Raw genomic sequence first — 21,851 nt, 5'->3', positions numbered from 1 at the left:
CCCGCCAGCAACAAGGAGAGCCCGATGACCACCACCCTCAATGCCAGCGAAGAGCGGGTGCTCGGCGCCCTGATCGAAAAGGAACTGACCACCCCCGAATACTATCCCTTGTCGCTGAACAGCCTGACCAACGCCTGCAACCAGAAATCGAACCGCGACCCGGTTCTGGCGCTGGCGGAGACCGATGTCGTCCGCGCCCTCGACGGCCTCCGTTTCAAGGGCCTGGCGCTGCAGTCGGGGGACGGTGGCCGGGTGCCGAAATACGCCCACTCCGCCAGCGCCAAACTGCACCTCGATCCGGCCGAGCTCGCCGTCCTCTGCGAGCTGCTGCTGCGCGGGCCGCAAACCCTCGGCGAACTGCGCACCCGCTGCGAGCGCATGCACCCCTTCGCCGACCTCGCCGCGGTCGAGGAGGTGCTGGGCGAACTCGCCGGGCGGGAGGAGCCCCTCGCCGTCAAGCTGCCGCGCCAACCGGGACGCAAGGAATCCCGCTTCGCCCAGCTGCTCGGGGCCCCGCCGGAGCCGACGACGGAGCCGGTCGTCCCGGAGGAGCCGGCGACCCGACAGGTTCGCGGGGAGGACGAGCGGATTGCCGCCCTCGAAGCAGAGGTGGCGCGGCTCGCGGCCGAACTTACCACCCTGCGCGACGCCTTCGCCGCTTTTCGTCGCCAGTTCGAATGACCGGCAGCGACGATCGCTGTCCGCTTGTTCCACAGATTCCGGCCGCCACCGGCGGCCCATTGCCAACACCGACAGGGAGTGACATGTTCGATTTTTCCAAATTGGGCGAGGCCCAGTTCCAGGCCTGGAGTGACGAGCAACGCCGTGACGAGATCAAGAAACTGGTCGCCGGGTACCGCAACGGCCTTCCCGCCGACATCCTCTGCGGCATGTGCGAGTCGATCGCCGGCAGTCGCAAGAAGGCCCGCAAGCACCTGATGAGCCTCCTCTCCCTCGAAGAGCGCCGGGCGGCGGTTGCGGCGCAGAGGGACGAGCTGCAGGCGCTGGTCAAGGCGTACCTGCTCTGAACCACTCATCCTGACTGCTCCCTGTGTCGGCGGATGCCAGCCGCCCCCTGCCGCAAGGAATTGCCGATGATCGGCACCAAGTCCCCGCCTTCGCCCCTGCGCGCCGTGCTCCTGCTCTGCACGGCGGAGATTCTCAGCATGACCGGGTTCGCCACCTATCCGGCCCTGCTGCGGACCCTGCAGCAGGGCTGGAGCCTGACCAACTCGGAGGCGGGGCTGATCAGCGGCACCTTTTTTGCCGGCTACATGGCGGCAACCCCGATCCTGGTCGGGCTGACCGACCGCATCGACGCCCGCCGCATCTACCTGCTCGCCACCCTCCTTTCCGCCTGCGGCTGCCTCGGCTTTGCCCTTTTCGCCCAGGGGCTGATCAGCGCGCTCCTCTGCCAGGCGCTGGTCGGGGCCGGGCTTGCCGGCACCTACATGCCCGGGTTGCGCCTTCTGACCGAGCATCTGCAGGGGACCACCCAGAGCCGCAGCATCGCCTTCTACACCGCCAGCTTCGGTCTCGGCACCAGCGGTTCCCTGCTGCTGGCCGGCGCCCTCTCCCAGGCCGGCTGGCAGTGGACCTTTGCCCTCGCCAGCCTCGGTCCCCTGATGGCCGGGCCGCTGGTGCTCTTCAGCTTCCCGCCCAGGGGTGGGCAAACCTCTGCTGCCCGGCCCGCCGGCCTTTTCGAATTCGGTTCGGTGGTGCGCAACCGGCCGGCCTTCGGCTATATCCTCGGCTACATGTTCCATTGCTGGGAACTCTTTGGATTGCGCTCCTGGCTGCCGGCCTTTTTCGCCTTCAGCCTCGGCCTCTCCGCGACAGGAGGCTCCCTCGCCCGCGCCGCCACCCTCGCCGCCTGGGTCAATCTTCTCGGCCCGCTGGCGAGTATTTTCGGCAATGAACTGGCGGTGCGCCGCGACCGCCGCCAGGTGGTCCTGATGGTGATGACAGCATCCGGGGTCGCCTCCTGCCTGGTCGGCTTCAGCGCCCCCCTCCCCCCCCTGCTCGTCTTCATCCTGGTCGCCGGCTACTTCCTGCTGGTGATGGGCGATTCGGCCGCGCTCACCGCCGGCATGGTCGCGGCGGCCGACCCGCAACGCCGCGGGGCGGCGATGGCGCTCCATTCGCTGCTCGGCTTCGGCGCCGGCTTCACCGCCCCCCTGGTCTTCGGCGCCGTTCTCGACCTCGCCGGCGGCAACAGCCAGGTCTTCGCCTGGGGCCTTGCCTTCGCCAGTCTCGGTGTCGGCGGGTTCTGCTCCGCTGTCGCTGTCCGTCTCCTGGGCCGGCGCTGAAAGGTTGCCGCTTCCGCTTCAATCCGCTATATTCTCCGGCAACCGGCTGAACCTTGGATTTTTCTGTCCATTGTAAAAAAACCCCGCCCAGAGGACGGGGCTTTAAAGGCGCCCCCAGAGGGGGCGTTGCCGGTGACCCCCAAAGAGGGTCACCGGAGCGTTGTTCCCACGTCCACAACAATTAGAATTTGAGTTGCTGTTGTTCCACTTTCTTCTCATGCTGCTCTTGATACCGCACGTAGCGCCTGATCATCTCGGCATCCAGGCCTACCGTGTCAACGCAGTAGCCGGGCGCCCAAAAATGATTGCCCCAGTAGCGTTTCTTCCGCAACTTGGGATGGTTCTTTAAAATACGTATCGCTGATCGGCCCTTCAGGCGCCCCATCAACTCCGAAATGGACACCTTGGGCGGCACCATGATGATCAGGTGAATATGGTCTTTCTGGACATTCAGCTCGACGACCTCGCAGTGACTCTGCTCGCTGAAGATCCGGATACACGCTCGAACTTCTTGCGCCAGTTCACCTTCCAATATCCGGAAGCGATACTTGGGCACCCAGACGATGTGATACTGGCAGTGCCAGATCGCATGTGTTAATTTTCGAAAACGGCTCATGGCTTTCCTTTCTGTTCAGGTCGTTGCGGGAACAACGCCTGAATATGGATTGCCATGAGCCCTTTTGGCAAAGCCAAAGGACTCTGACCCCGTCCAGAGGACGGGGGTTTCTACTTCACACTAAAGGAGGATCGCCAATGCGCCTGTCCGTACTCTGCCTGCTGCTGCTCATGCTGCTGCCAACCGCCTCCGACGCCGCCGGGCGGAGTGAAATCGCCCTGACAATCCCGGCGTTCAAGGGCGCCAGGGGCGACGCAAAAGGGGTGATCTACCTGAAAAGCGTCAGCGACAACCGCACCTTCGCCGACAACCCCCGGGAAGCAAATACCCCGTCCATCGCCGTCGGCAGCGTTGCCACCACGCCCGCCAAGGAGCGCCGCTTTTTTATCGCCCGGGTCCGGGACGGCTATGGCAAGGCGCGCAACAATATCTTCCTCAAACCGGACCAGCCGGTCGAAAAGGTGGTCCGCGAGCTGCTGACCGATGCCCTTGCCAGCTACGGTTACCGGGTGGTCGGCGACGCCGCGGCGGCCGGGCCCGAAGCCATTGTCATGGAGGTCGCCATCGACCAGCTCTGGGGCTATATCCAGGTCAAGGGGGGCGGTTGGTCGGGAGACATTCCGAAAATGGCCGGTGAAATCAAGACCACCCTGATCACCCGGGGGCCGGGAGGCAAGGGGCGGTTTGAGGTTTCCGGGACCGCCCTGCACCGCTTCACCCTGATGACCGCCGGCCACTGGGTCAAGATGTTCGAAGAGCTCTTTGGCGACTACCAGAAGAATCTCGGCCGGGTCCGGTTCTGACCGACCCTGCGACAATTCCCGGTGGGACCATGACCCTGCTGCATAACCAGATCTTTCTGCTGCTGCTGATCATCATCCTGGGCGAACTGCTCGGCAGGGTGCGGCTGTGGAACCTCTCCCTCGGTCCATCGGCGATCATCTTCGTGGCCCTCGCCTTCGGCCATTTCGGCGTCACCCTCCCTGCCGGCATCCACACCATCGGCCTGGCGATGTTCATTTACGCCATCGGTTTACAGGCCGGGCCGGGCTTTGCCAGTTCCTTCCGCAGTCATGGCCTGGCGATGGCCCTGGTGGTGCTGGTCATGGCCCTGACCGGCACCCTGGCAGCCTTCGCCTGCTGTCGGCTCTTCGGTTTCGATCCGGGGACCGGCGCCGGCCTCCTCGCCGGGGCGATGACCAGCACCCCGTCCCTGGCGGCCGCCGTCGAGATCGTCGGTCATGCCCGGGCGCCGGCCGCTTACGGGGTGACCTACGGTTTCGGCGTGATCGGCGTCGCCCTCGCCATCCGGCTGGTACCGCGCCTGCTGCGGGTCAACCTGAAGCAGGAAGAAGAGCGCCTGGCCGAGGAGCTGGCGCTGATCAACCCACCGATCACCTTTCGTCATATCGAGGTCAGCAATCCCAACCTCTTCGGCAAGCGCATCGACCAGCTCCTGCTCAAGGAGATTGCCCCGGTGACGATCACCCGCCTGCTGCGCCAGGGGGCCCTCGAACCGGTCCTGGTCGGGGCGGATACGGTGCTGCAGGAAGGCGACCGGCTGCGGGTCGTCGGTCGCCCCGGCGACCTCGAAAAGATGGTCCTCTTCATCGGCCAGGAGGTAGCGGGGGAGATTGCCTTCGAACGGATGCTGACCAAAAAGAGCATCGTCGTCTCCAAGCGCCGTTTCGTGGGGACCACCCTCGGCTATTTCAATTTCCGGGAAACCTTCAACGTGCAGGTGGCACGGATCACCCGCAACGGCATCGACCTGATCGCCGATCCCCACACCCGGCTCCATCTCGGCGACGTCCTCCACGCCGTGGGGGACGAGCGCGCCCTGCGCAACATCTCGCGGATGCTCGGCAACGACCTCAAGGCCACCTACGACATCAACCTGCTGCCGATCCTCATCGGACTCCTCTTCGGGTTCCTGCTCGGGGGGCTGACCCTGCCGCTGCCGCTGGTCGGCCCCTTGACCCTCGGCACTACCGGCGGCACCCTGATCGCCGGCCTGCTGCTCGGCGCCCGCTACCAGACCGGCCCGCTGATCTGGGATCTGCCGACGGCCGGCAATCGCCTGATCCGTGACCTCGGCCTGGCCCTCTTCATGGCGGCGATCGGCACCTCGGCCGGCGGTTCCTTTGTCGCCACGCTTCACGAGCAAGGGGAGGCGCTCCTCTTTTCCGGCGTCCTGGTGACCCTGCTCCCCCTGGCTGCCGGCCTGCTCCTCGGGTTGTGGCTGTTGCGCATCCGCTTTCTGCGCCTGCTCGGGGTCCTGGTCGGCGGCATGACCAGTGCCTCGGGCCTGGCCGCGGCCGGCACCCTGTCGACCAGCAGCTACGCCCCGGCTGCCTATGCCACCGTCTACCCCGTCGCCCTGATCGGCAAGATTCTCGCCGTCAAAGTCCTGCTGCTGCTCCTGTAGCCACCGGTGTCATTCTGATGCGGCTGCCGCTTCTGCTGATTCTCTTCCTGCTCCTGCCCGCCTGCCAGGGTGCGCTACCGCAAGCTCCGCCTGCGCCATCCCCCCTCCCGGTCAGCGCCGCCGGCAGCGATCCCATCGCCGCGCTGCTGCCGGCGGCGGAGGCCGCTGCGCCCCCCCTGGCCCGGATGGGTTACAGCGTCCAGGTGGGGGCTTTTTCCAGTATAGACAACGCGGTGCGGCTCGAACGTCTGCTTGAGTCGCGCGGCATCGACGCCTACTACTTCCTGCATGAGTCGGGGCTCTACAAGGTCCGCTTCGGCAATCATGACAGTTACCAAGCGGCGAAAAACGAAGCGGTTGGATTGCGGGACCAGGGGCTGATCGGCTCCTTCTTCATTGTCATTCCGGAGGACTACACCGCCGCCCGCATTGCCCGCGGGGCGCCGGGGGACCTGCGCACCGAACTGGTAAGGACCGCGCGCCGCTTTCTCGGCGTCCCCTATCGCTGGGGCGGGACCGATGCCGAGGAGGGATTCGACTGCAGCGGCCTGACCCTGGTCTGCTACCGCCTCAACGGACTCGACCTGCCGCGGGTCTCACGCAGCCAGTTCCAGGCCGGACGCTGGGTGGCGAAAACGGAGCTGCGCCCGGGCGACCTGGTCTTCTTCGCCACCAGGGGCGGAAGTACGGTTACCCACGTTGGGCTCTACATCGGCGACGGCAGGTTCATCCATGCCCCGCGCACCGGCAAGACGGTGCGGATCGCCGATCTTGCCACCCCCTTTTTCGTGCGCACCTACGTTGGCGGCCGCAGCTACCTCTGACCCTGCCGGAAGGGACCTGGCTGGCCGGCCGGCCAACCGTCAGGCTGTGTTAAACTGGCAGCAGTTCTTTCAATCCGCACAGGGAGGAAACATCATGCGCGAAATCGCCGTTGGCCATTCCCACACCCTGCACTTTTGCGTCCCGGTGACCAAGACCGTCCCCTACCTCTATCCCGAAGCGGAACCTTTCCGGGCCATGCCCGAAGTCTTCGCCACCGGCTTTCTGGTCGGATTTCTGGAATGGGCCTGCATGGAGGCGCTGGCGCCGTTTCTTGAAGAGGGGGAACAAAGTGTCGGCACCCTGGTCGATATCACCCACGAGGCGGCGACACCGCCGGGGATGACGGTCACGGCGCAGGTGCGCCTCGATGAGGTGGACGGCCGCCGCACCCGCTGGAGCGTCGAGGCCCGGGATGCGGCCGATGTTATCGCCCGCGGCTACCATGAGCGCTTTACCATCGACCACGACAAGTTTGTCGCCCGCCTCGCCAAAAAGGCCGCCGACGCCAGTGTCTGAAACGCCAACGGCCGGGAATGCAGCACCCTGCACCCCCGGCCGTTCCCGGTATCCTCACTGCGGACAGCCCCGTTATGGAGTCAGGGCGCGGTCGGCGGGCATCACGCCGCCGCGGGGATCGACGTAGCGCACTTCGCACTGCAGTTCAAACCCGATCCGTTCCATAACCACCTGCCGGATGTGGGCAATCAGGGCCAGCACATCGCGGGAGGTCGCACCGCCCCGGTTGACGATGAAGTTGGCATGACGCCGGGAAACTTCCGCCGCGCCGATGGACGCCCCCTTCAGACCGGCCTCTTCGATGATCCGCCCCGGCGGTCCGACGCTGGCATGCATCGCCGCCGTGCTCAAAAAGACGGAGCCGCAGTTCGGCTCCTTGCGCGGGAACTTGCCGCGCCGCTCCCGCAGGTCGGCGAGCATCTCCCGGCGGATCTGTCGCCCCTCCCCGGCCCGCCCCTCCAGTTCGACGCGTACCACCAGCGAGCCGCTCCCCTGCAGGTTGCTGCAGCGATAGCCAAAACCGCACTCCTGGCGCGTCAAGGACGCCTGGTTGCCTTCCCGGTCTACCACCCAGACCCGCCGCACCAGATCACCGATCCCCTGGCGTCGGCTCCCCCCGTTCATCACCACCAGCCCGCCCACCGTCCCCGGTATACCGACGATATGCTCGAACCCGGCGATTCCGGCGCGCTGGGCGGCGCGGGCCAGGCCCGGCACCCAGAGACCGGCACCCGCCGAAATCCGCCGTCCGGCTATTTCCAGGTCGGCGAGGCGCCGCCCCACCTTGAGGACAATGCCGCGCAGGCCGGCATCATCGAAAAGGAGATTGCTCCCCTGGCCGATGACCAGCAGCGGCAGCCCGTGGGCCCGCGCATACTGGACGACCGTGCAAACCTCGCTGACACTCGCCGGTTCGACCAGCAGGTCGGCCGGCCCGCCGATCTGCCAGCTGCTGTGAGCGGCAAGGGGCGCATCGGCGCTGAGCGTCGTCAGGCCGAGGCCGGCCAGGTCGGCCTGCATCCGTTCACTTGAAAAAGTCGCCATGGAAAACGGGTAACTGCCTTAAAGGGCGGAAAAGAGGAGGCGATGCAGGACCTCGGAGAGTTCCTTGTTGTCTTCCCCACCAGCGAAGAGCATGGCGAGGTTGTCGAAGACCCCGCAGTAGTGATTGACCAGCCGCGGCTTGTCGGTCGCCAGATTGAAGACCAGCTCCTCCTGGCCGGCGAGCCGCAACCGCCCGTACTCCCGGGCATGATCGAGTTCGATGACGCCATTCTCATACCAGAGCCGGGTGGTCTTGTAGTTCTTGCCCAGGGTCCAGTTGGTATCGATCATGCCGTAACCGACACTGCCGCCGCTGTGAAACCGGTAGAGCCCGAGTCCCTGGACCTGGGCGCAGGAAATGGAGGGGATGACGGTCATCCGTCCTTCGACCACCGCCATCTGCTCCGGATCGAGCAGGCGCGCCAGGATACTCAGGCTGCTGATGCCACTGTCGAGCCAGGCCCCGGCCTTGCCGACGGCGCCCAGCGTGAGCTTGCCATCGAGGAAATAGGGATCGGCAAAGCAGGACTCGAAACCGATCAGGCGCCCGACCTCGAAATTCTGGGCGCCGGTCTGTTCCAGCCACCATTCAACCTCCCGCCCGTAGCTTGGATGGAACGCGGTATAAAGCGGGAGTTTGCGGGTGCGGGCCGCCGTCATCAGGGCGTCGACCTGCTGCTGGTTGGTGCAGAGCGGTTTTTCGACGATGGAAACGCGGTCGGCCTCGATGATCTTCATCGCCACCTCGAAGTGACTCGGCGTCGGCGTCGAGACGAGGAAGGCATCGGCCTTGGAGCGCTGCAGCAGCTTGTCGAGGTCATCGTGGAACTGCACGCTGCCGGGAAGCTCTTCGGCCCGTACCGGGTCGAGGTCGTGGGCATCGACCAGGGTGATCCCCCTGGTGTGGGAGATGGCCTGCATCTGGTAATTGGCGATCTTGCCGATGCCGATCAGGGCGATACGCATGGTCCCTCCTGCGCGCTGGGGAAAAGGGTCGCAAGCCCGAAAGACAGGCTCACCGCAGCAACAGCCAGGATATTATTATCGGCCCGGCCACCCCCCTGTCAAGCTTCGCGCGGCACCTTTCCGGCGAACCGGTCAGGGGCGCCGCGCCAGCTCGTAGAGAAAAACAAGGACCGCCTGGGCCAGGTTGAAGGAGGAGGCCGGCCCCAAGGTGGCAATGGCGACGGCGCGGGTGCAAAGTGCCACCTCGGCGGTGGCGAGACCCCGGTCCTCGCGCCCGAAGACGAGAGCGGTGCGCGCCCCGGCGGGGAGCGCTGCGACCAGCTCCGGCAAGCGGGTCGAATCGAGGAGTTCGCCGCGCAGGCGCCCGCTGCGACAGGTCGCGGCAATACTCAGGTCGATGCCGTCCAGGGCGCTGTCGAGGTCGGCAAAAAGCCGCGCCTGGCCGAGCAGCAGGTGGCCATGGGCGGCAAACTTGCGGGCCTCGGGGTGAAGATGGGCGCAGGGGCGGACCAGCCGCAGGTCGGTGACGCCGAAGTTGGCCATCGCCCGGGCCACGGCGCCGATATTCCCCGGCTGCTGCGGCTCGCAGAGGATGACGGCCAGATTCGCCAGCGGGGAGTTCAAAGGGTCACCAGTACCCTGGCGCCGGCGAACTCAACGACCTGACCCGCCAGGATCTTGCAGCGTTTGCGCAGCTCCACGGCGCCGTCGACCCGGGCTTCACCGGCGGCGATCCGCGCCTTGGCTTCACCGCCGCTGGCGCAGAGCCCGGTCACCTTGAGGAGATTGTGGAGTTCGATCCAGGGATGATCCTGCAGGGAGAATTCGTCCATCGGCTATTCCTTGGTCGATCAGCGGACCGGGGACCGCAGCGGTTCGAAGAGGTATTCGAGACCGTTGCGCTTGATCTCGTAGATTTCCTGCAGCTGGCGCCCGAGTTTGCCGGCGGGGAACCCCTGGCCAGCCATCCAGACGACGTAAGGTTCCGGCAGGTCGACCAGGAGCCAGCCGGCGTAGCGGCCATAGGGCATGCGGGCCGCTGCCAGCTCCTGCAGGGCGTTGCGGGATGCATCCATCGAGGCCCCCCTCACCGCCGCCCCCCGCCTGCACCGCCCCGGGGCGCCTTGCTCGCCACGAAGACGACATGCCGGTAGCCCCCCCGCCCCGGTCGTTGGTGGCTGGTGACGAATCCTGCGGCGCGCAGCCGCTGGTCGAAACCGGCATCGAAATTCTCCCCCCAGACCGTGAAGCGCCCCTCCGGCGCCAGTGCTGCGTGGACGGCAGCAATGGCACGACGGCCGTAGAGGGGATCGCGCTCGGCGTCGCTGCGATGATGGGGTCCCTTGTAGAGATCGAAGACGATAGCATCGTAGCGCGGCAATGACGGTGCCTTGGCCACCTTGCGGACCGCCTCGGCGACATCGCCGATCACCAGGGTCACCCGGGGATCGTCCACCGCGGCGGCGGTGAGGGGGGCCAAAGGGTCGCGACACCAGTCGACGACCACCGGGTTGAGCTCGGCGACGGTGACCTGCGCCGTAGCCGGCAGCTCATCGAGGACCGCCCGCAGCGTAAAGCCCATGCCGAGCCCGCCGACCAGGACCCGTGGCGCCGGGTGCTCCCCGAGGTGACGGCAACCGAGCTGACCAAGGGCGATCTCGGAGCGATTGGCGAGACTGTTCATCAGAACCAGCCCCCCGACCAGAATCAGAAAATCCTTGGGTCCGCGCTGCCGCAGTTCGAGCAGACCCTCTGCGGTCGGGACACTGGCCAGGGTTTTCCAGGGTTGCGCCATACCATTGTCCTTCCGTGGGAGGGAGCATCAGCTTTCAAAAGGAGGTTCGGGAGCGCTTGACTCCTCCAGCAGCGTGCGCGCCAGAGCGACGGCGTCGCTGGTTCCGGTGAGGGCCAGTAGATCGCCGGCGTTAAGAACCTCGCTCGCGGTCGGGGCAATGATCGCCCCGCCCTTGCGGGTAATGCCGAGAACCGAGGCGCCACTCAGGGCGCGCAGGTTGAGCTCGGCCAGGCTCCGGCCGACGGCGGGGGAATCGGGCTTCAACCGCACCGCCGTCAAGGCGCCCAACCCCGGCAGGAGCTGTTCGACCTGCTGCAGGGCAACAGCGCTGCGGTCGGCACTGCCGCCGCCCCCCTTGGCCTGGCGGGCGAGGGCTTCGATGATGACCTCGGTCCCCGCCTGCACGTGCCCCTGGAGGTTGGTGGCACTGCGCCAGAAAAGGACGCCGAGGCCGGTGACGAAGAGCGCCAGCAACAGAATTCCGGGAATCCCCGGAACAAAGGGGCGGGTCAAAACCAGCAACGGGGCACCGACCAGAAAAACGATGAGGAGTTCAAAACTGACCACCAACAGGCGCCGCGGCGCTGCGGCGAGGTCGACCCGTCCTTCCCTGCCGGCCGGCAGGACCATTTCGGCGAGGGCCTGGCCGAGTTTGCGTCCGACCCGGATCGTGCCGAAAAAGAAAGGGGCGGCGAGGAGCAGGGCGATGCCGAGCAGCAGCGGCGAGGCGATGGCGTCAGGGAGGGCAGCCCGATCCCGGGCCAGGGCGAGGAGCGCGTCGGCAGAGGAGTAGAAACCGACCAGGATGGCGGAGCAGACCGCGGCGTCGAGCAACAGTCGCCGCAACAGTCGCCGCAATTGCGCCATGTTTCCCTCGGAACGGGGCGCCTTGAGCAATCCTTCGACCCAACTGCCGTAAAGGACGGTAAAGGTCTGCAAGGGGCCAGGAAGATGGCGGTCGACCCAGTCCGCCACCGGCCCGGAAGCACGGATCAGCCACGGCGTGGTGAGGGTAGTCAGCGCCGAGACCGCAATCGCCACCGGGTAGAGAAAGTCTCCCGTAGCACCGAGGGTCAAGCCGAGCCCGGCGATGATGAAGGAGAACTCGCCGATCTGCGCCAGGCTCATCCCCGACTGGATGGCAATGCGTAGCCGGCTCCCGGTAAGGAAGGAGCCGAGGGCGACACCGCCGATTTTGCCGCCGATCACCACCCCGGTCAGGACCAGGATCGCGCCCCAGTGGCGGAGGATCAAGCCCGGGTCGATAAGCATGCCCACCGAGACGAAAAAGACCGCCGCAAAGATGTCGCGCACCGGCTCGACCAGGCGTTCAATCCGGCCGGCCTCCCCCGATTCGGCGATCAACGACCCGGCCAGGAAAGCACCGAGGGCCGCCGAATAGCCGAACCCCTGGGCCAGCAGCGCGAGGGCGAAACAGGAGCCGACGGCGGCGACGATGGTCGTTTCCGGGCGGTTCAGGCGATTGACCAATCGCACCGCCCGGGGGATGAGGAGGAGGCCAAAACCGATCAGCCCGGCCAGGAAGGCGCCGAGTTTGCCGACGGTGACCAGGAGGGGGCCGAAAGCCAGGCCACTGCCGCTGGCGATGGCAGTCAGCGCCGCCAGCAGCAGAATGGCGATCAGATCCTCGACGATCAGGATACCGACCACCCGCTCCCGCAGCCGCCCGGCAACACCCTGTTCCTGAAATGCCTTGGCGACGATGGTGGTACTGGAGATGGCGATGACGGCGCCGAGGAAGAGTGATTCAAGGAGGGTCCAGCCGAACAGCTGGGCGATGTTGAACCCGAACCAGAGCATCAGGCTGGTTTCGACGACAGCGGTCATGGCGGCGGTCGGACCGACTTCGCCGAGCTTGCGCAGACTGAACTCCAGGCCGAGGGAAAACATCAGCAGGATCACGCCGATCTCGGCCAGGGTTCGCACGGTGACGCTGTCGGCCACCAGTGGCACCGGCACATGGGGACCGACAATCAGTCCGGCGAGGATATAACCGAGGATAACCGGCTGGCGCAGGCGCTGAAACAGGACCGTGGTCAGTGCAGCCACGCACAGGACGACGGTCAGGGCACGCAGAAATTCATGGGGATCGGACATGGTTTCCCTGCGAAGGAACTGGGCTGGCAGCGAGTAACCCGCATCGCGCAGATTCTATCGACAATCGAAGGGCATGACCACCCTTTTCGCGGCCGGGTGCCAGATCAATAGTAATCGGCCAAACCGGTTGGCAACCGCTCGAAGGGGAGCAGCTCTAACAGGGGAGCCGCTATTTCAGCCAGGGATTCGCCACCCTTGCCAAGAAACGTTTGGGTGAATGACTTCGTCAGATCGCCGCTGAGCTCAAAATCACGCCCGACCCGGGCGCGTTCGATGATGACCTGGCTCGACGGCGAAAGCCGCACCGTGGTGAAGGGGTTATGGTAGCTCACCGCCTGCCGCTGGCGGGCCGTGGCGTAACCGACCACCAGCTGGAGATCGCTGAAATCGACCAGGGGGAGAAGCTGCGGGTGGAAGGCGAGGCGCCCGCTGCCTCGGTTCCACAGCGTCGACGCGACACCTGCCGCGCGGAACTCTTCCTCCTGGCGCGCCAGCGCTGCCGGTGTACCGACCAGAGCGAGGGTGCGCAGATAACCGGCGGCGGTCGACTCCTCCCAGCTCTTGAGGAGAAAGCGGCCGTTGCGCAACCGTGCCGCCTGGGCCTGGTGGCGGTTCTTGTAGACGAAGGAGCAGTAGTTGACCGGCAGCCCGATTCCCCATTCGACACTGTGGCGGAGCAGTTCGAGGGCAGCCAGTTCCGATTCGAGGACAGTCACCTTCTCGCCATGCAGGAAGGTGTAGCCACGTTCCACCAGCTGCGGCAGGTTGTAGGGGGTCAGCCGCAGCTGATGCAGGTTGAGATGGTCCACCCCCGCTTCCCGCAGCGTCAACAACCCTTCCTTGAGTCGTCCCGCCTCTTCCGGAATCGCCGGGATTTCGACGGTCACGGTCGGGATCACCCCGACGGCACGGCGCAGGGCATCGAGGTGGTAGCCGGTCGCACCGATATCGAAGCGGATTTCGTCGAGCCCCGCATCGGCCAGCCGCGCAGCAAGATCGGCGGTCAGCAGGGTGCCGTTGGTGTAAAGCCAGACCGGCATGGCAGCGCCGAAGCGGCGCTTGATGGCGGTGATAAAGGCAAGACTGCGGCCGGGGGTCAAAAGGGGTTCGCCGCCGCTGATGCTGGCGCCGCTGAAACCGAAGAGTTCCAGATAGCGGACGTAGTCGGCGGGGGTGCGAAACTCCACCGTATTGGTGGTTGGCAGGCCGGTTGCCTCCTGCCCGGTCGGGCAGTAAAAACAGCGGCAGTTGCAGCGCCCGTTGATGAAGAGACAGGACCAGCCACCGGCGACACAGATGCGGCACCCCGGGGCGAGGTTGCTGCAATCGAGCTTGGTGCCGCCGCAACCGAGCTCCACCTGCCCCGCCAGCTGGGCCAGGAGTTCACCGCGGCGATCCATCATTGCGGCCGCCATGGCTGCATCTGGAAAGTGCAGACGATTATAGTCCGCCGAGAATTCTTCACGATTGGCGGCCCGTCGCCGCTCCCGTGCTGCTGGAACCAGGATATTGCCCATGAACGCCTCCACCGTGACGCAGACCACCCCCTTCCGGCACGGCCGGCAAGGGGGCGGGGATGGCGCACTATAGGCGATTTTTGGGTGCCCGCCTAGGGGAATTTTTTGCTGCGGCGCAAACACGTCGCGCTGCCGATTTTCTGCGGCAGACCTAGCGTATCAGGTCTAGTTGATAGTGCCGCCGGAGAAAATCGAGGAAGGCGTCGACCTCTTCCAGGGCGAGCCGCAAACGCCCCTGCTCCATGCGATTGAGGTGGTCGAGGGAGAGGAAGTTACTCGGTGCCGATCCGGCGCGAATGGCCGCCACCTGGGAACGAAGGCGCAGGAATACCAGGTAGTTGAAACTGGCTTCCAGGTCCTCGGCTTGCTGTTTTTCCAAAACCCTGGCCGCTACCAGCTCCTGCAGCCGCTCGCGGGTGCCGCCGTCAAAGATACCGGCCTCGAAGGCGAGCACCTTGACCCCCTCGGTCACCGCGAAGATTCCGGCCTTCTTGATATCGAGCTGGCCGCGGTGTTCCCCCTCCTTTTCAACCTTGATGCGGCCGAACCAGCCGAGGGGCGGGACAAAACGGACCACGTTCGCCGCGGTCCGCACCAGGAAGACCGCATCCTGGCGCAATCGTTTCGTGACATGGTCCTTGAGACGACGTTCCAGGGTTGGATCCCCGGCGAGGGTACGCAAATCGAAGAGCATGCTTCCCTTGAGGATATTTTCCGGCACCGCATTGGCGAGCCAGTGATCGACAATCTCGGTCCAGGCGCTGAAGCTGCGACGCCAGGCCGGATTCTTGGCCATGATCCCCCCCGGACAGGGCGGCACGCCGATGGCGATCAACTGGCCAATCAGCTCCTCGCTGAAGGCTTCAATGCGCGCCACCTCGTCTTTCGAGAGATGATCGGCGTAAATAATGCCATTGTCCTGATCGGTGGTCAGGGTCTGTTCCTGGCGCCCCTCGCTGCCGAGAACGACAAAGGCAAAATCCTCGGACAAATCGGCGTAGGCGCCGCTGCGCAGCAGGTCGATCAACCGCAGCAGGAGACGGTCGTTGAGATGGGCAATCATCCGCACCAGGTCGCGGGTCGCCACCCCGGTTCCAACCAGATGGAGGACCAGTTCCTGAATCCGCCGGTGCAGCTCCTTGAGCTCGGCGACGCTACCGGCCTCCTCGATATCACGAATCAACTGCTGGGGCGAACGGGTCTGCAGGCGCAGGATATCGGAATCGGTGACAATCCCGACCAGGCGCCCCTCGCGGTCGACTACCGCGACCCGGTGAATCTCCTCCCGGGACATGCGATAGAGGGCTTCAAAGAGGTAGTCCTCTTCACAAATGGTAATCAACGGGGAATTCATGACCGAGCGCACGTGCAGGGGATTGGGGTCACTGCCGCTGGCGATAACCTTGTTGCGCAGGTCACGGTCAGTGACGATGCCGGTTGGGATTCCATCGACACAGACCACGACGCTCGAAATGTTCCGCTCCCGCATCCGCCCGGCGACCGCCACCAACCCGTCGTCGGGGCTGCAGGTCACCACTTCGCGCCGGCAGAAATCGCCCACCGGGAGAAAAAAGATATTGGGATCGGCCATCGCCGGGGGCCTTCAGCGTGAGAGGGGGGCGCCGACCGGAAGAAGCCGGACCATCGGTCGACGCCGGGATGCCGGAGTCACTCCAGAATCTGGCTCAAGAAGAGCTTGGTACGGTCGTGCTGAGGGTTGTCGAAGAATTCCGCGGGGGTATTCTGCTCGACAATCTGCCCGAAATCCATGAACATCACCCGATGGGCTACGCTCTTGGCAAATCCCATCTCATGGGTCACCACCAGCATCGTCATCCCTTCTTCGGCGAGGCTGATCATGACGTCGAGAACCTCCTTGACCATCTCCGGATCGAGGGCCGAGGTCGGCTCATCAAAGAGCATGACCCTCGGCTTCATGCAGAGGCTGCGCGCAATGGCTACGCGCTGCTGCTGCCCACCGGAGAGCTGACCGGGAAATTTCTTGGCCTGCTCGGCAATATGGACCTTCTCCAGGTACATCATCGCCGCCTCCTCGGCCTCTTTTTTCGGCGTTTTGCGCACCCAGATCGGTCCGAGGGTGAGATTGTCGAGCACCGTCAGGTGGGGAAAGAGGTTGAAGTGCTGAAAGACCATCCCGACCTCGGCGCGGACCTTTTCGACATTCTTGATGTCCTTGGTCAGCTCGGTGCCGTTGACGACAATCCGTCCCACCTGGTGCTCCTCGAGCCGGTTGATGCAGCGAATCAGGGTCGACTTGCCCGAGCCGGACGGACCGCAGATAACGATCCGCTCCCCGGTCTGCACGGTGAGGTTGATGCCGTTGAGGACATGGAATTCACCGTACCACTTGTGCAGGTCGGTGATTTCGATGATCGCCCCCTCCCCCGGGGAGCCTGCCTTCGTTTCAGAGCGTTGCGCGTCGTTCATAAACCTCTCGCAGGTTGGAACCGGACCAATCAGCGTCCGGTATGCAGGGCCTTCTCCAGCTTGCGGCTGTAGCTCGACATGGCATAGCAGCAGACGAAGTAGAGAACGGCCAGAAAGATATAGGCCTCGGTGGAAAACCCGGCCCATTTTGGATTGGAGAGGGTCACCTTGGTGGTCTTGAGAACATCGTAGAGGGCAATGATGACGACCAGCGAGGTGTCCTTGAAGGCCGAGATCAGGATCCCGACACTGGGCGGGATGACGATCTTCAGGGCCTGCGGCAGAATAATCAGGCGCATGGTCTGGTTATAGGCGAGCCCGAGCGATTCGGCAGCCTCGTACTGGCCGCGGGGCATCGCCTGCAGCCCGCCACGCACCACCTCGGCGATGTAGGCCGCGGTGAACATGATAATCGCCACCTGTGCCCGCAGCACCTTGTCGAGGGTGACTCCCTCGGGAAGAAAGAGCGGGAACATGACCGAAGACATGAAGAGGAGGCTGATCAGCGGCACGCCGCGGATCATTTCGATGTAGACGACGCACAGCGACTTGATCGCCGGCATCCGCGAGCGGCGGCCGAGGGCGAGCAGCACACCGAGCGGGTAGGCCGCAAACATGCCGAACAGCGCCAGCATCAGGGTCAGGGGGAGGCCGCTCCACTGGCTGGTCTCCACCACTGGCAGGCCGAAAATCCCGCCGTGCATCAGGGTTCCCATCACCGCCAGGCCGATGGGCCAGAGCCAGAGCAAAAACCGGGTCCAGTGGCGCCGATCCTTGGAATAGAAGACCAGCGCCAAGAGCAGGATCATGGCGAGCAGCGGTCGCCATTGCTGGTCCTGGGGGAAGAACCCGAAGAAGATAAAGCGGACATTGGCGGGAATGATCGACCAGCAGGCGCCGTCGACGTCATGACAGGCTTCGGCACTGCTGAACCAGAGACTGTCGACAAATGCCCATTTGAACAGGGGCGGTACCAGCTTGCCAAGCAGAGCCAGGGTCACCAGGCTCAACAACGAGTTGTACCAGTTGTTGAAGAGATTGGCGCGCACCCAGCCGAGGGCGCCGATGCGGGTCCGCGGTGGTTTCATCATTTCGGGAGCAGGGGTGGATTCACTCACGGCATCACCTCTCCACCAGAGCCATTTTTTTGTTGTACCAGTTCATGAAGAACGAAGTCGACAGGCTGAAGAAGAGGTAGACCACCATGATCAGCGCTACCCCTTCGATTGCCTGTCCGGTCTGGTTGATGGTGGTGTTGGCAACGGCGACGAAATCGGGGAACCCGATAGCGATCGCCAGCGAACTGTTCTTGGTCAGGTTAAGCATCTGGCTGGTCAGCGGCGGAATGATGACCCGCAGCGCCTGGGGCAGGATGACCAGATGGAGAACCTGCCCGGATTTCAGACCGACCGCCATCGCCGCCTCGACCTGTCCGGTACCCACCGACTGGATGCCGGCACGGACGATCTCCGCCACAAAGGCCGAAGTGTAAAGGACCAGACCGATCAGCAGCGCAGAGAACTCGGGGCTGACGGTCATACCGCCGGTGAAGTTGAAGCCGCGCAGCACCGGCATATCCATCGTCGTCGGTGCCCCGTACCCCCACCAGACCAGCAGCGGCAGGGTGACACAGAGGAGAAGACCGCAACGGATAGCCGGAAAGATCTGCCCGGTGCGGGCCTGGCGCAACCGCGCCCAGCGGTGCAAAAACCAGCTGAGGATCAGGGCCGCCACCAACGCCCAGAACATTGCCCCATGAGCCGGGTCCTTGAGCGGAATCCCGAAGATCAACCCGCGGTTGCAGAGAAAAACCCCGGGGAGCGGGTGGAGGGCCTGGCGCGGCGCAGGAAACGACTCGTAAAAGATCGCATACCAGAAAAAGAGCTGCAGCAATACCGGGATATTCTGCATCGTTTCGATGAAGCCCCCCGCCAGCTTTGAAAGGAGCCAGTTTTTCGAAAGTCGGGCGACCCCGACCAGGGTACCGAGAATCGTGGTCAGGACGATGCCGATGAAGGCGACCTTGATCGTATTGAGCGCCCCGACCAGAAGGGCACGGAAATAGGTGTCGGCGGCCGAATAGGGGATCACCGACTCGCCGATCTCGAAGGACGCCTCATTTCCCAGGAAGGAGAAGCCGGTGGCTATATTCTGGCGCGCAAGGTTCGCCTGGGTGTTGACGAAGAGAAAGTAGCCGATACCAAAGACCAGGATCAGGGCCGCAGCCTGAAAGACCAGCGCCCGTTTCGCCGGGTCACGCCAGAAGGGAACCCGGGGTGGAGCAGAGGTGTCGGTGGGGGCAATCGCAGGAGTTGTCAAGTCCGAAACCGATCGAAAAGGTTTTGCCGCGGAAAGAACGCCACATGGTCGATGCAGCGGATGGCCGGGGGCACCGCTCTGCCGTGTCCCCGGCCATCCTCACGAGCTTACTTGAAGGGGGGCGAATACATCAACCCACCGTTGGTCCAGAGCGCATTGAGCCCGCGCTCGATTCCGAGGGAAGTATTCTTGCCGACATTGCGTTCAAAGACTTCCCCGTAATTGCCGACCTGCTTGATGATGTTGTAGGCCCATTTTTCGTCGAGGCCGAGGGCCTTGCCGTTCCCTTCGATCACGCCGAGAAAGCGCTGGACGCCGGGGTCGCTGCTCTTGAGCATCTCGTCAACGTTCTTGGAAGTGATTCCGTACTCTTCCGCCTGGATCATGGCGAGCACGGTAAAGTCGACGATATCCCGCCACTGGTCGTCGCCATGCCGAACCGCGGGAGCCAGCGGCTCCTTGGAGATGATTTCGGGAAGAATGACATAATCCTTCGGATTGGGCGCGGTGGCGCGGGCCCCGGCCAGCTGCGAGGCATCGGAGGTCAGCACGTCGCAACGTCCGGCAAAGAAGGTCTTGGCAAGCTCGGCGGTCGCCTCGATCACTACCGGTTTCCAGTCCATCTTGTTGCTGCGGAAGTAGTCCGCGGCGTTCTGTTCGGTGGTGGTGCCGGGGAGAACGCAGACGGTCGCCCCGCTGAGCTCTTTTGCACTCTTCACGCCGAGTTTCTTGGGAACCATGAAACCCTGGCCATCATAGTAGTTAACGGTGACGAAGTTGAGACCGAGCTGGGTCTCCCGGGTCAGGGTACGGGTCGCGTTGCGGCAGAGAACGTCGATTTCGCCCGACTGCAGGGCGGTGAAGCGCTGCTGGGCGGTGAGCGGCGTGTACTTGATCTTGCTGGCATCGCCAAAGACCGCCGCGGCGATGGCGCGACCGGTATCGACATCGAGCCCGCGCCAGACCCCTTTTTCATCCGGCATGCCGAAGCCGAAGACACCGCCATTGACACCAACCTGGACGTAGCCTTTCTTCTTGACCGCATCCAGGTCCTGGCCGGCACAGGCCAACCCGGCGGACATGAGCAGAAGGACCGCTACTACTACCATGATTCTTGACAGTTTCATCCGTTTTCTCCTTTTGGTGGGGTGGAACCGGAAAGATCTTCCTGGGAAACCTGGCTAACGGTGTTCTATAGAAATATAAGGTACACATCACGCCGCGTCAAATCGTGAACCGCAATGAATTGGCCCTGTTGATCGAGGGGCATCGGGTAGGAGGCGGGGTCGCCCCCGCCGTCCTCCCACACCACCGTGCGTACGGTTCCGTACACGGCGGTTCACAAGGCGCTCTGAAAGCGGCGGTGCTGATCGGTCAAGCGGATCAGCCCCAAGTAGCGAAAGAAGGATGTCGGATACGCTTCATTCATGTGCGAGGCCCCTGAGTTCCACCAGGGGCCTCGCCCGTTCGTGGCCGATTTCCACGCCCGGGCTTCCGGCAATCCCCGCTGCATCAACCTCTTGGCCCGGGTATAGGGGCGCTTCCACTGTCGCCATAGAATGCAGCGCAGCTTCCGCCGCAGCCATTTGTCCAGTTCTTCGAAGATGCCTTTGACCTCCGCCAGGCGGAAGTAAGAGGCCCACCCCCGTAGCTTCGGGGTGATTTCTTTGATGACCTGAGCGAGACTGCGTCCCCTGCCCCGTCGGCAGACCTTCCTGAGTCCGGCCTTGAACCGCTTCACTCTCGACTCCGCCACTTTGAGGCGGGGTTTCTTGTGAAAGGTCATGCTGTAACCCAGAAAGACCCTTTTCCAAGGACGGTCGACGGCGCTTTTGGCGACGTTGACCTTGAGTGCCAGCCGCTCCTCCAGGAACCGGGTGAGACTGGCCATGACCCTTTGGCCGCTGCGCCTGGTCTGCACGTAAATGTTGCAGTCGTCGGCGTAGCGGCAGAAGGCGTGACCGCGCCTCTCCAGTTCCTTGTCGAACGCGTCGAGCAGGATGTTCGACAGAAGAGGTGAGAGGGGACCACCCTGCGGCGTCCCTTCCACCCTCTGCGACACAAGCCCGCCTTCGAGCACTCCGGCTTGCAGGTACCGCCGGATGAGCAGCAATACCCGCTTGTCTTCGACCTTACGGGCGACCCGCGACATGAGGATGTCGTGGTTCACCCGGTCGAAGAACTTCTCCAGGTCGATATCGACCACCCAGCGCTTGCCGTCGGCCACATGCCGACGGGCGGCTCTAACCGCCTGCCAGGCACTCCGTCCGGGACGATACCCGTAGGAGCTCTCGGAGAAGTCCGGATCGAATAGCGGCGTCAGCACCTGATGCAGCGCCTGCTGAATGAGCCGATCGCACACCGTGGGGATTCCCAGGGTGCGCACTCCCCCGTCGGGCTTCTCGATTTCCACCTTCCGCACCGGCTGGGGGCGATACGTCCCATTCAGCAACTCTTCCCTGATGGTCGGCCACTTCTCCTTGAGAAAACCGCGAAGCTCGCCCGTCGTCATCTCGTCGATGCCGGGGGCGCCCTTGTTGGCTTCCACCCGCTCTAAGGCCGCCATCATGTTCGGGCGGCTGACGACGTCTTCCATCAGCCCCCTTTCCGCTTTCGTCCAGGAAGGGTCTCTCGTTGCCGTGACGTTTGACGCACCGCTCCCATGCTCTGGCGGCTTCCGGCCGCTGCCCTCCGGGACGGCTCCCGGTATCTCGACCGGGACTTCTGCTGCTCTGGTCGTCATCGAAACGCGAGTCTCCTGAAACGACGCCTCGTGTTCGGCCCTTTGCCGGGTGGTTACTCCGGCTACTACGGCCTCTGCTGACTTCTGCCGGCCCGTCCCAACACCTTACGGTGACGGTAGCACGAGGCAGACCGACAGATCTCCCAGGGTAATGCGCGTGACCTTCCTCCCATCTACCCGCCGCATCTACAGCCCCACCCTCCCGGA

Annotated in this window: 22 protein-coding genes; 7 read left to right on the top strand and 15 right to left on the bottom strand. The window is 64.2% G+C overall.

Annotation, left to right across the window (positions count from 1 at the left end):
• Positions 1–24 precede the first annotated feature (24 nt).
• From DBW_RS06905 to DBW_RS06895, 3 genes are all read left to right on the top strand, one after another.
• Positions 25–681: a YceH family protein gene (locus DBW_RS06905; protein WP_066726164.1), complete on the top strand. Its 657-nt coding sequence runs from the start codon at positions 25–27 to the stop codon at positions 679–681.
• Between the two features lie 83 nt (positions 682–764).
• A complete protein-coding gene (locus tag DBW_RS06900; protein ID WP_066726161.1) occupies positions 765–1,028 on the top strand; it encodes a hypothetical protein in 264 nt (87 codons plus the stop codon).
• 66 nt (positions 1,029–1,094) lie between these two features.
• On the top strand, positions 1,095–2,309 hold the full coding sequence (locus DBW_RS06895) for an MFS transporter (protein WP_066726159.1): 1,215 nt from the start codon (positions 1,095–1,097) through the stop codon (positions 2,307–2,309).
• A 181-nt stretch (positions 2,310–2,490) separates the two neighbouring features.
• Here the strand turns inward: DBW_RS06895 and tnpA are convergent, their stop codons facing one another.
• Positions 2,491–2,925: an IS200/IS605 family transposase gene (gene tnpA, locus DBW_RS06890; protein ID WP_066724805.1), complete on the bottom strand. Its 435-nt coding sequence runs from the start codon at positions 2,923–2,925 to the stop codon at positions 2,491–2,493.
• A 137-nt stretch (positions 2,926–3,062) separates the two neighbouring features.
• Here tnpA and DBW_RS06885 point away from each other — a divergent pair, with 137 nt between their 5' ends.
• The 4 genes from DBW_RS06885 (at position 3,063) to DBW_RS06870 (ending at position 6,694) form a co-directional block, all read left to right on the top strand.
• Positions 3,063–3,728, top strand: a complete 666-nt coding sequence (locus DBW_RS06885) for a hypothetical protein (RefSeq protein ID WP_066726157.1) — start codon at positions 3,063–3,065, stop codon at positions 3,726–3,728.
• 29 nt (positions 3,729–3,757) lie between these two features.
• Complete coding sequence (locus DBW_RS06880) at positions 3,758–5,353, top strand: aspartate:alanine exchanger family transporter (protein ID WP_066726146.1); 1,596 nt, start codon at positions 3,758–3,760, stop codon at positions 5,351–5,353.
• A 17-nt stretch (positions 5,354–5,370) separates the two neighbouring features.
• Positions 5,371–6,177: a C40 family peptidase gene (locus DBW_RS06875; protein WP_231875397.1), complete on the top strand. Its 807-nt coding sequence runs from the start codon at positions 5,371–5,373 to the stop codon at positions 6,175–6,177.
• A 94-nt stretch (positions 6,178–6,271) separates the two neighbouring features.
• Positions 6,272–6,694: a thioesterase family protein gene (locus DBW_RS06870; RefSeq protein WP_066726144.1), complete on the top strand. Its 423-nt coding sequence runs from the start codon at positions 6,272–6,274 to the stop codon at positions 6,692–6,694.
• A gap of 72 nt (positions 6,695–6,766) precedes the next feature.
• On the opposite strand, the gene murB is transcribed toward DBW_RS06870, so the two are convergent.
• The 14 genes from murB to ltrA form a co-directional block, all read right to left on the bottom strand.
• The gene (murB, locus tag DBW_RS06865) at positions 6,767–7,738 is read right to left on the bottom strand and encodes a UDP-N-acetylmuramate dehydrogenase (RefSeq protein WP_082820223.1); all 972 of its coding nucleotides are present in this window, start codon (positions 7,736–7,738) and stop codon (positions 6,767–6,769) included.
• 18 nt (positions 7,739–7,756) lie between these two features.
• On the bottom strand, positions 7,757–8,704 hold the full coding sequence (locus tag DBW_RS06860; protein WP_066726140.1) for a Gfo/Idh/MocA family protein: 948 nt from the start codon (positions 8,702–8,704) through the stop codon (positions 7,757–7,759).
• 132 nt (positions 8,705–8,836) lie between these two features.
• Complete coding sequence (locus tag DBW_RS06855) at positions 8,837–9,328, bottom strand: RNA methyltransferase (protein WP_066726137.1); 492 nt, start codon at positions 9,326–9,328, stop codon at positions 8,837–8,839.
• Positions 9,325–9,537, bottom strand: coding sequence for an RNA-binding S4 domain-containing protein (locus DBW_RS06850; protein ID WP_066726135.1), 213 nt, complete (start codon positions 9,535–9,537; stop codon positions 9,325–9,327). The genes DBW_RS06855 and DBW_RS06850 overlap by 4 nt, the downstream gene beginning before the upstream one ends.
• A gap of 18 nt (positions 9,538–9,555) precedes the next feature.
• Positions 9,556–9,780 carry a DUF3820 family protein gene (locus DBW_RS06845; RefSeq protein WP_066726133.1) on the bottom strand — a complete coding sequence of 75 codons (225 nt, stop codon included), beginning with the start codon at positions 9,778–9,780 and terminating at the stop codon, positions 9,556–9,558.
• Positions 9,781–9,791: 11 nt separating this feature from the next.
• A complete protein-coding gene (locus DBW_RS06840) occupies positions 9,792–10,499 on the bottom strand; it encodes a spermidine synthase (RefSeq protein ID WP_066726130.1) in 708 nt (235 codons plus the stop codon).
• 27 nt (positions 10,500–10,526) lie between these two features.
• Positions 10,527–12,617: a cation:proton antiporter domain-containing protein gene (locus tag DBW_RS06835; RefSeq protein WP_066726127.1), complete on the bottom strand. Its 2,091-nt coding sequence runs from the start codon at positions 12,615–12,617 to the stop codon at positions 10,527–10,529.
• A gap of 104 nt (positions 12,618–12,721) precedes the next feature.
• Positions 12,722–14,134 carry a radical SAM protein gene (locus tag DBW_RS06830; RefSeq protein WP_066726124.1) on the bottom strand — a complete coding sequence of 471 codons (1,413 nt, stop codon included), beginning with the start codon at positions 14,132–14,134 and terminating at the stop codon, positions 12,722–12,724.
• Positions 14,135–14,285: 151 nt separating this feature from the next.
• A complete protein-coding gene (locus DBW_RS06825; protein WP_066726120.1) occupies positions 14,286–15,725 on the bottom strand; it encodes a putative nucleotidyltransferase substrate binding domain-containing protein in 1,440 nt (479 codons plus the stop codon).
• A 77-nt stretch (positions 15,726–15,802) separates the two neighbouring features.
• Positions 15,803–16,582, bottom strand: a complete 780-nt coding sequence (locus DBW_RS06820; protein ID WP_066726117.1) for an amino acid ABC transporter ATP-binding protein — start codon at positions 16,580–16,582, stop codon at positions 15,803–15,805.
• Positions 16,583–16,611: 29 nt separating this feature from the next.
• On the bottom strand, positions 16,612–17,673 hold the full coding sequence (locus DBW_RS06815) for an amino acid ABC transporter permease (RefSeq protein WP_066726114.1): 1,062 nt from the start codon (positions 17,671–17,673) through the stop codon (positions 16,612–16,614).
• A 31-nt stretch (positions 17,674–17,704) separates the two neighbouring features.
• A complete protein-coding gene (locus tag DBW_RS06810; RefSeq protein ID WP_066729716.1) occupies positions 17,705–18,886 on the bottom strand; it encodes an amino acid ABC transporter permease in 1,182 nt (393 codons plus the stop codon).
• A gap of 122 nt (positions 18,887–19,008) precedes the next feature.
• On the bottom strand, positions 19,009–20,028 hold the full coding sequence (locus DBW_RS06805; RefSeq protein WP_066726111.1) for an amino acid ABC transporter substrate-binding protein: 1,020 nt from the start codon (positions 20,026–20,028) through the stop codon (positions 19,009–19,011).
• Positions 20,029–20,240: 212 nt separating this feature from the next.
• Entirely contained in the window at positions 20,241–21,644 is a 1,404-nt protein-coding gene (gene ltrA / locus DBW_RS06800) for a group II intron reverse transcriptase/maturase (RefSeq protein WP_066724184.1), read from the bottom strand.
• Positions 21,645–21,851: the final 207 nt, after the last annotated feature.

The sequence above is a fragment of the Desulfuromonas sp. DDH964 genome, from assembly GCF_001611275.1.
GTDB lineage: Bacteria > Desulfobacterota > Desulfuromonadia > Desulfuromonadales > DDH964 > DDH964.
This window is presented reverse-complemented; position numbering and strand designations above follow the sequence as displayed.

Excerpts from the sequence above, each read along its gene's own strand:
- DBW_RS06905 (WP_066726164.1), top strand. The coding sequence starts at position 25 with ATGACCACCACCCTCAATGCCAGCGAAGAGCGGGTGCTCGGCGCCCTG.
- DBW_RS06900 (WP_066726161.1), top strand. The coding sequence starts at position 765 with ATGTTCGATTTTTCCAAATTGGGCGAGGCCCAGTTCCAGGCCTGGAGT.
- DBW_RS06895 (WP_066726159.1), top strand. The coding sequence starts at position 1,095 with ATGATCGGCACCAAGTCCCCGCCTTCGCCCCTGCGCGCCGTGCTCCTG.
- tnpA (WP_066724805.1), bottom strand. The coding sequence starts at position 2,925 with ATGAGCCGTTTTCGAAAATTAACACATGCGATCTGGCACTGCCAGTAT.
- DBW_RS06885 (WP_066726157.1), top strand. The coding sequence starts at position 3,063 with ATGCGCCTGTCCGTACTCTGCCTGCTGCTGCTCATGCTGCTGCCAACC.
- DBW_RS06880 (WP_066726146.1), top strand. The coding sequence starts at position 3,758 with ATGACCCTGCTGCATAACCAGATCTTTCTGCTGCTGCTGATCATCATC.
- DBW_RS06875 (WP_231875397.1), top strand. The coding sequence starts at position 5,371 with ATGCGGCTGCCGCTTCTGCTGATTCTCTTCCTGCTCCTGCCCGCCTGC.
- DBW_RS06870 (WP_066726144.1), top strand. The coding sequence starts at position 6,272 with ATGCGCGAAATCGCCGTTGGCCATTCCCACACCCTGCACTTTTGCGTC.
- murB (WP_082820223.1), bottom strand. The coding sequence starts at position 7,738 with ATGGCGACTTTTTCAAGTGAACGGATGCAGGCCGACCTGGCCGGCCTC.
- DBW_RS06860 (WP_066726140.1), bottom strand. The coding sequence starts at position 8,704 with ATGCGTATCGCCCTGATCGGCATCGGCAAGATCGCCAATTACCAGATG.
- DBW_RS06850 (WP_066726135.1), bottom strand. The coding sequence starts at position 9,537 with ATGGACGAATTCTCCCTGCAGGATCATCCCTGGATCGAACTCCACAAT.
- DBW_RS06845 (WP_066726133.1), bottom strand. The coding sequence starts at position 9,780 with ATGGATGCATCCCGCAACGCCCTGCAGGAGCTGGCAGCGGCCCGCATG.
- DBW_RS06840 (WP_066726130.1), bottom strand. The coding sequence starts at position 10,499 with ATGGCGCAACCCTGGAAAACCCTGGCCAGTGTCCCGACCGCAGAGGGT.
- DBW_RS06835 (WP_066726127.1), bottom strand. The coding sequence starts at position 12,617 with ATGTCCGATCCCCATGAATTTCTGCGTGCCCTGACCGTCGTCCTGTGC.
- DBW_RS06830 (WP_066726124.1), bottom strand. The coding sequence starts at position 14,134 with ATGGGCAATATCCTGGTTCCAGCAGCACGGGAGCGGCGACGGGCCGCC.
- DBW_RS06825 (WP_066726120.1), bottom strand. The coding sequence starts at position 15,725 with ATGGCCGATCCCAATATCTTTTTTCTCCCGGTGGGCGATTTCTGCCGG.
- DBW_RS06820 (WP_066726117.1), bottom strand. The coding sequence starts at position 16,582 with ATGAACGACGCGCAACGCTCTGAAACGAAGGCAGGCTCCCCGGGGGAG.
- DBW_RS06815 (WP_066726114.1), bottom strand. The coding sequence starts at position 17,673 with ATGATGAAACCACCGCGGACCCGCATCGGCGCCCTCGGCTGGGTGCGC.
- DBW_RS06805 (WP_066726111.1), bottom strand. The coding sequence starts at position 20,028 with ATGAAACTGTCAAGAATCATGGTAGTAGTAGCGGTCCTTCTGCTCATG.
- ltrA (WP_066724184.1), bottom strand. The coding sequence starts at position 21,644 with ATGACGACCAGAGCAGCAGAAGTCCCGGTCGAGATACCGGGAGCCGTC.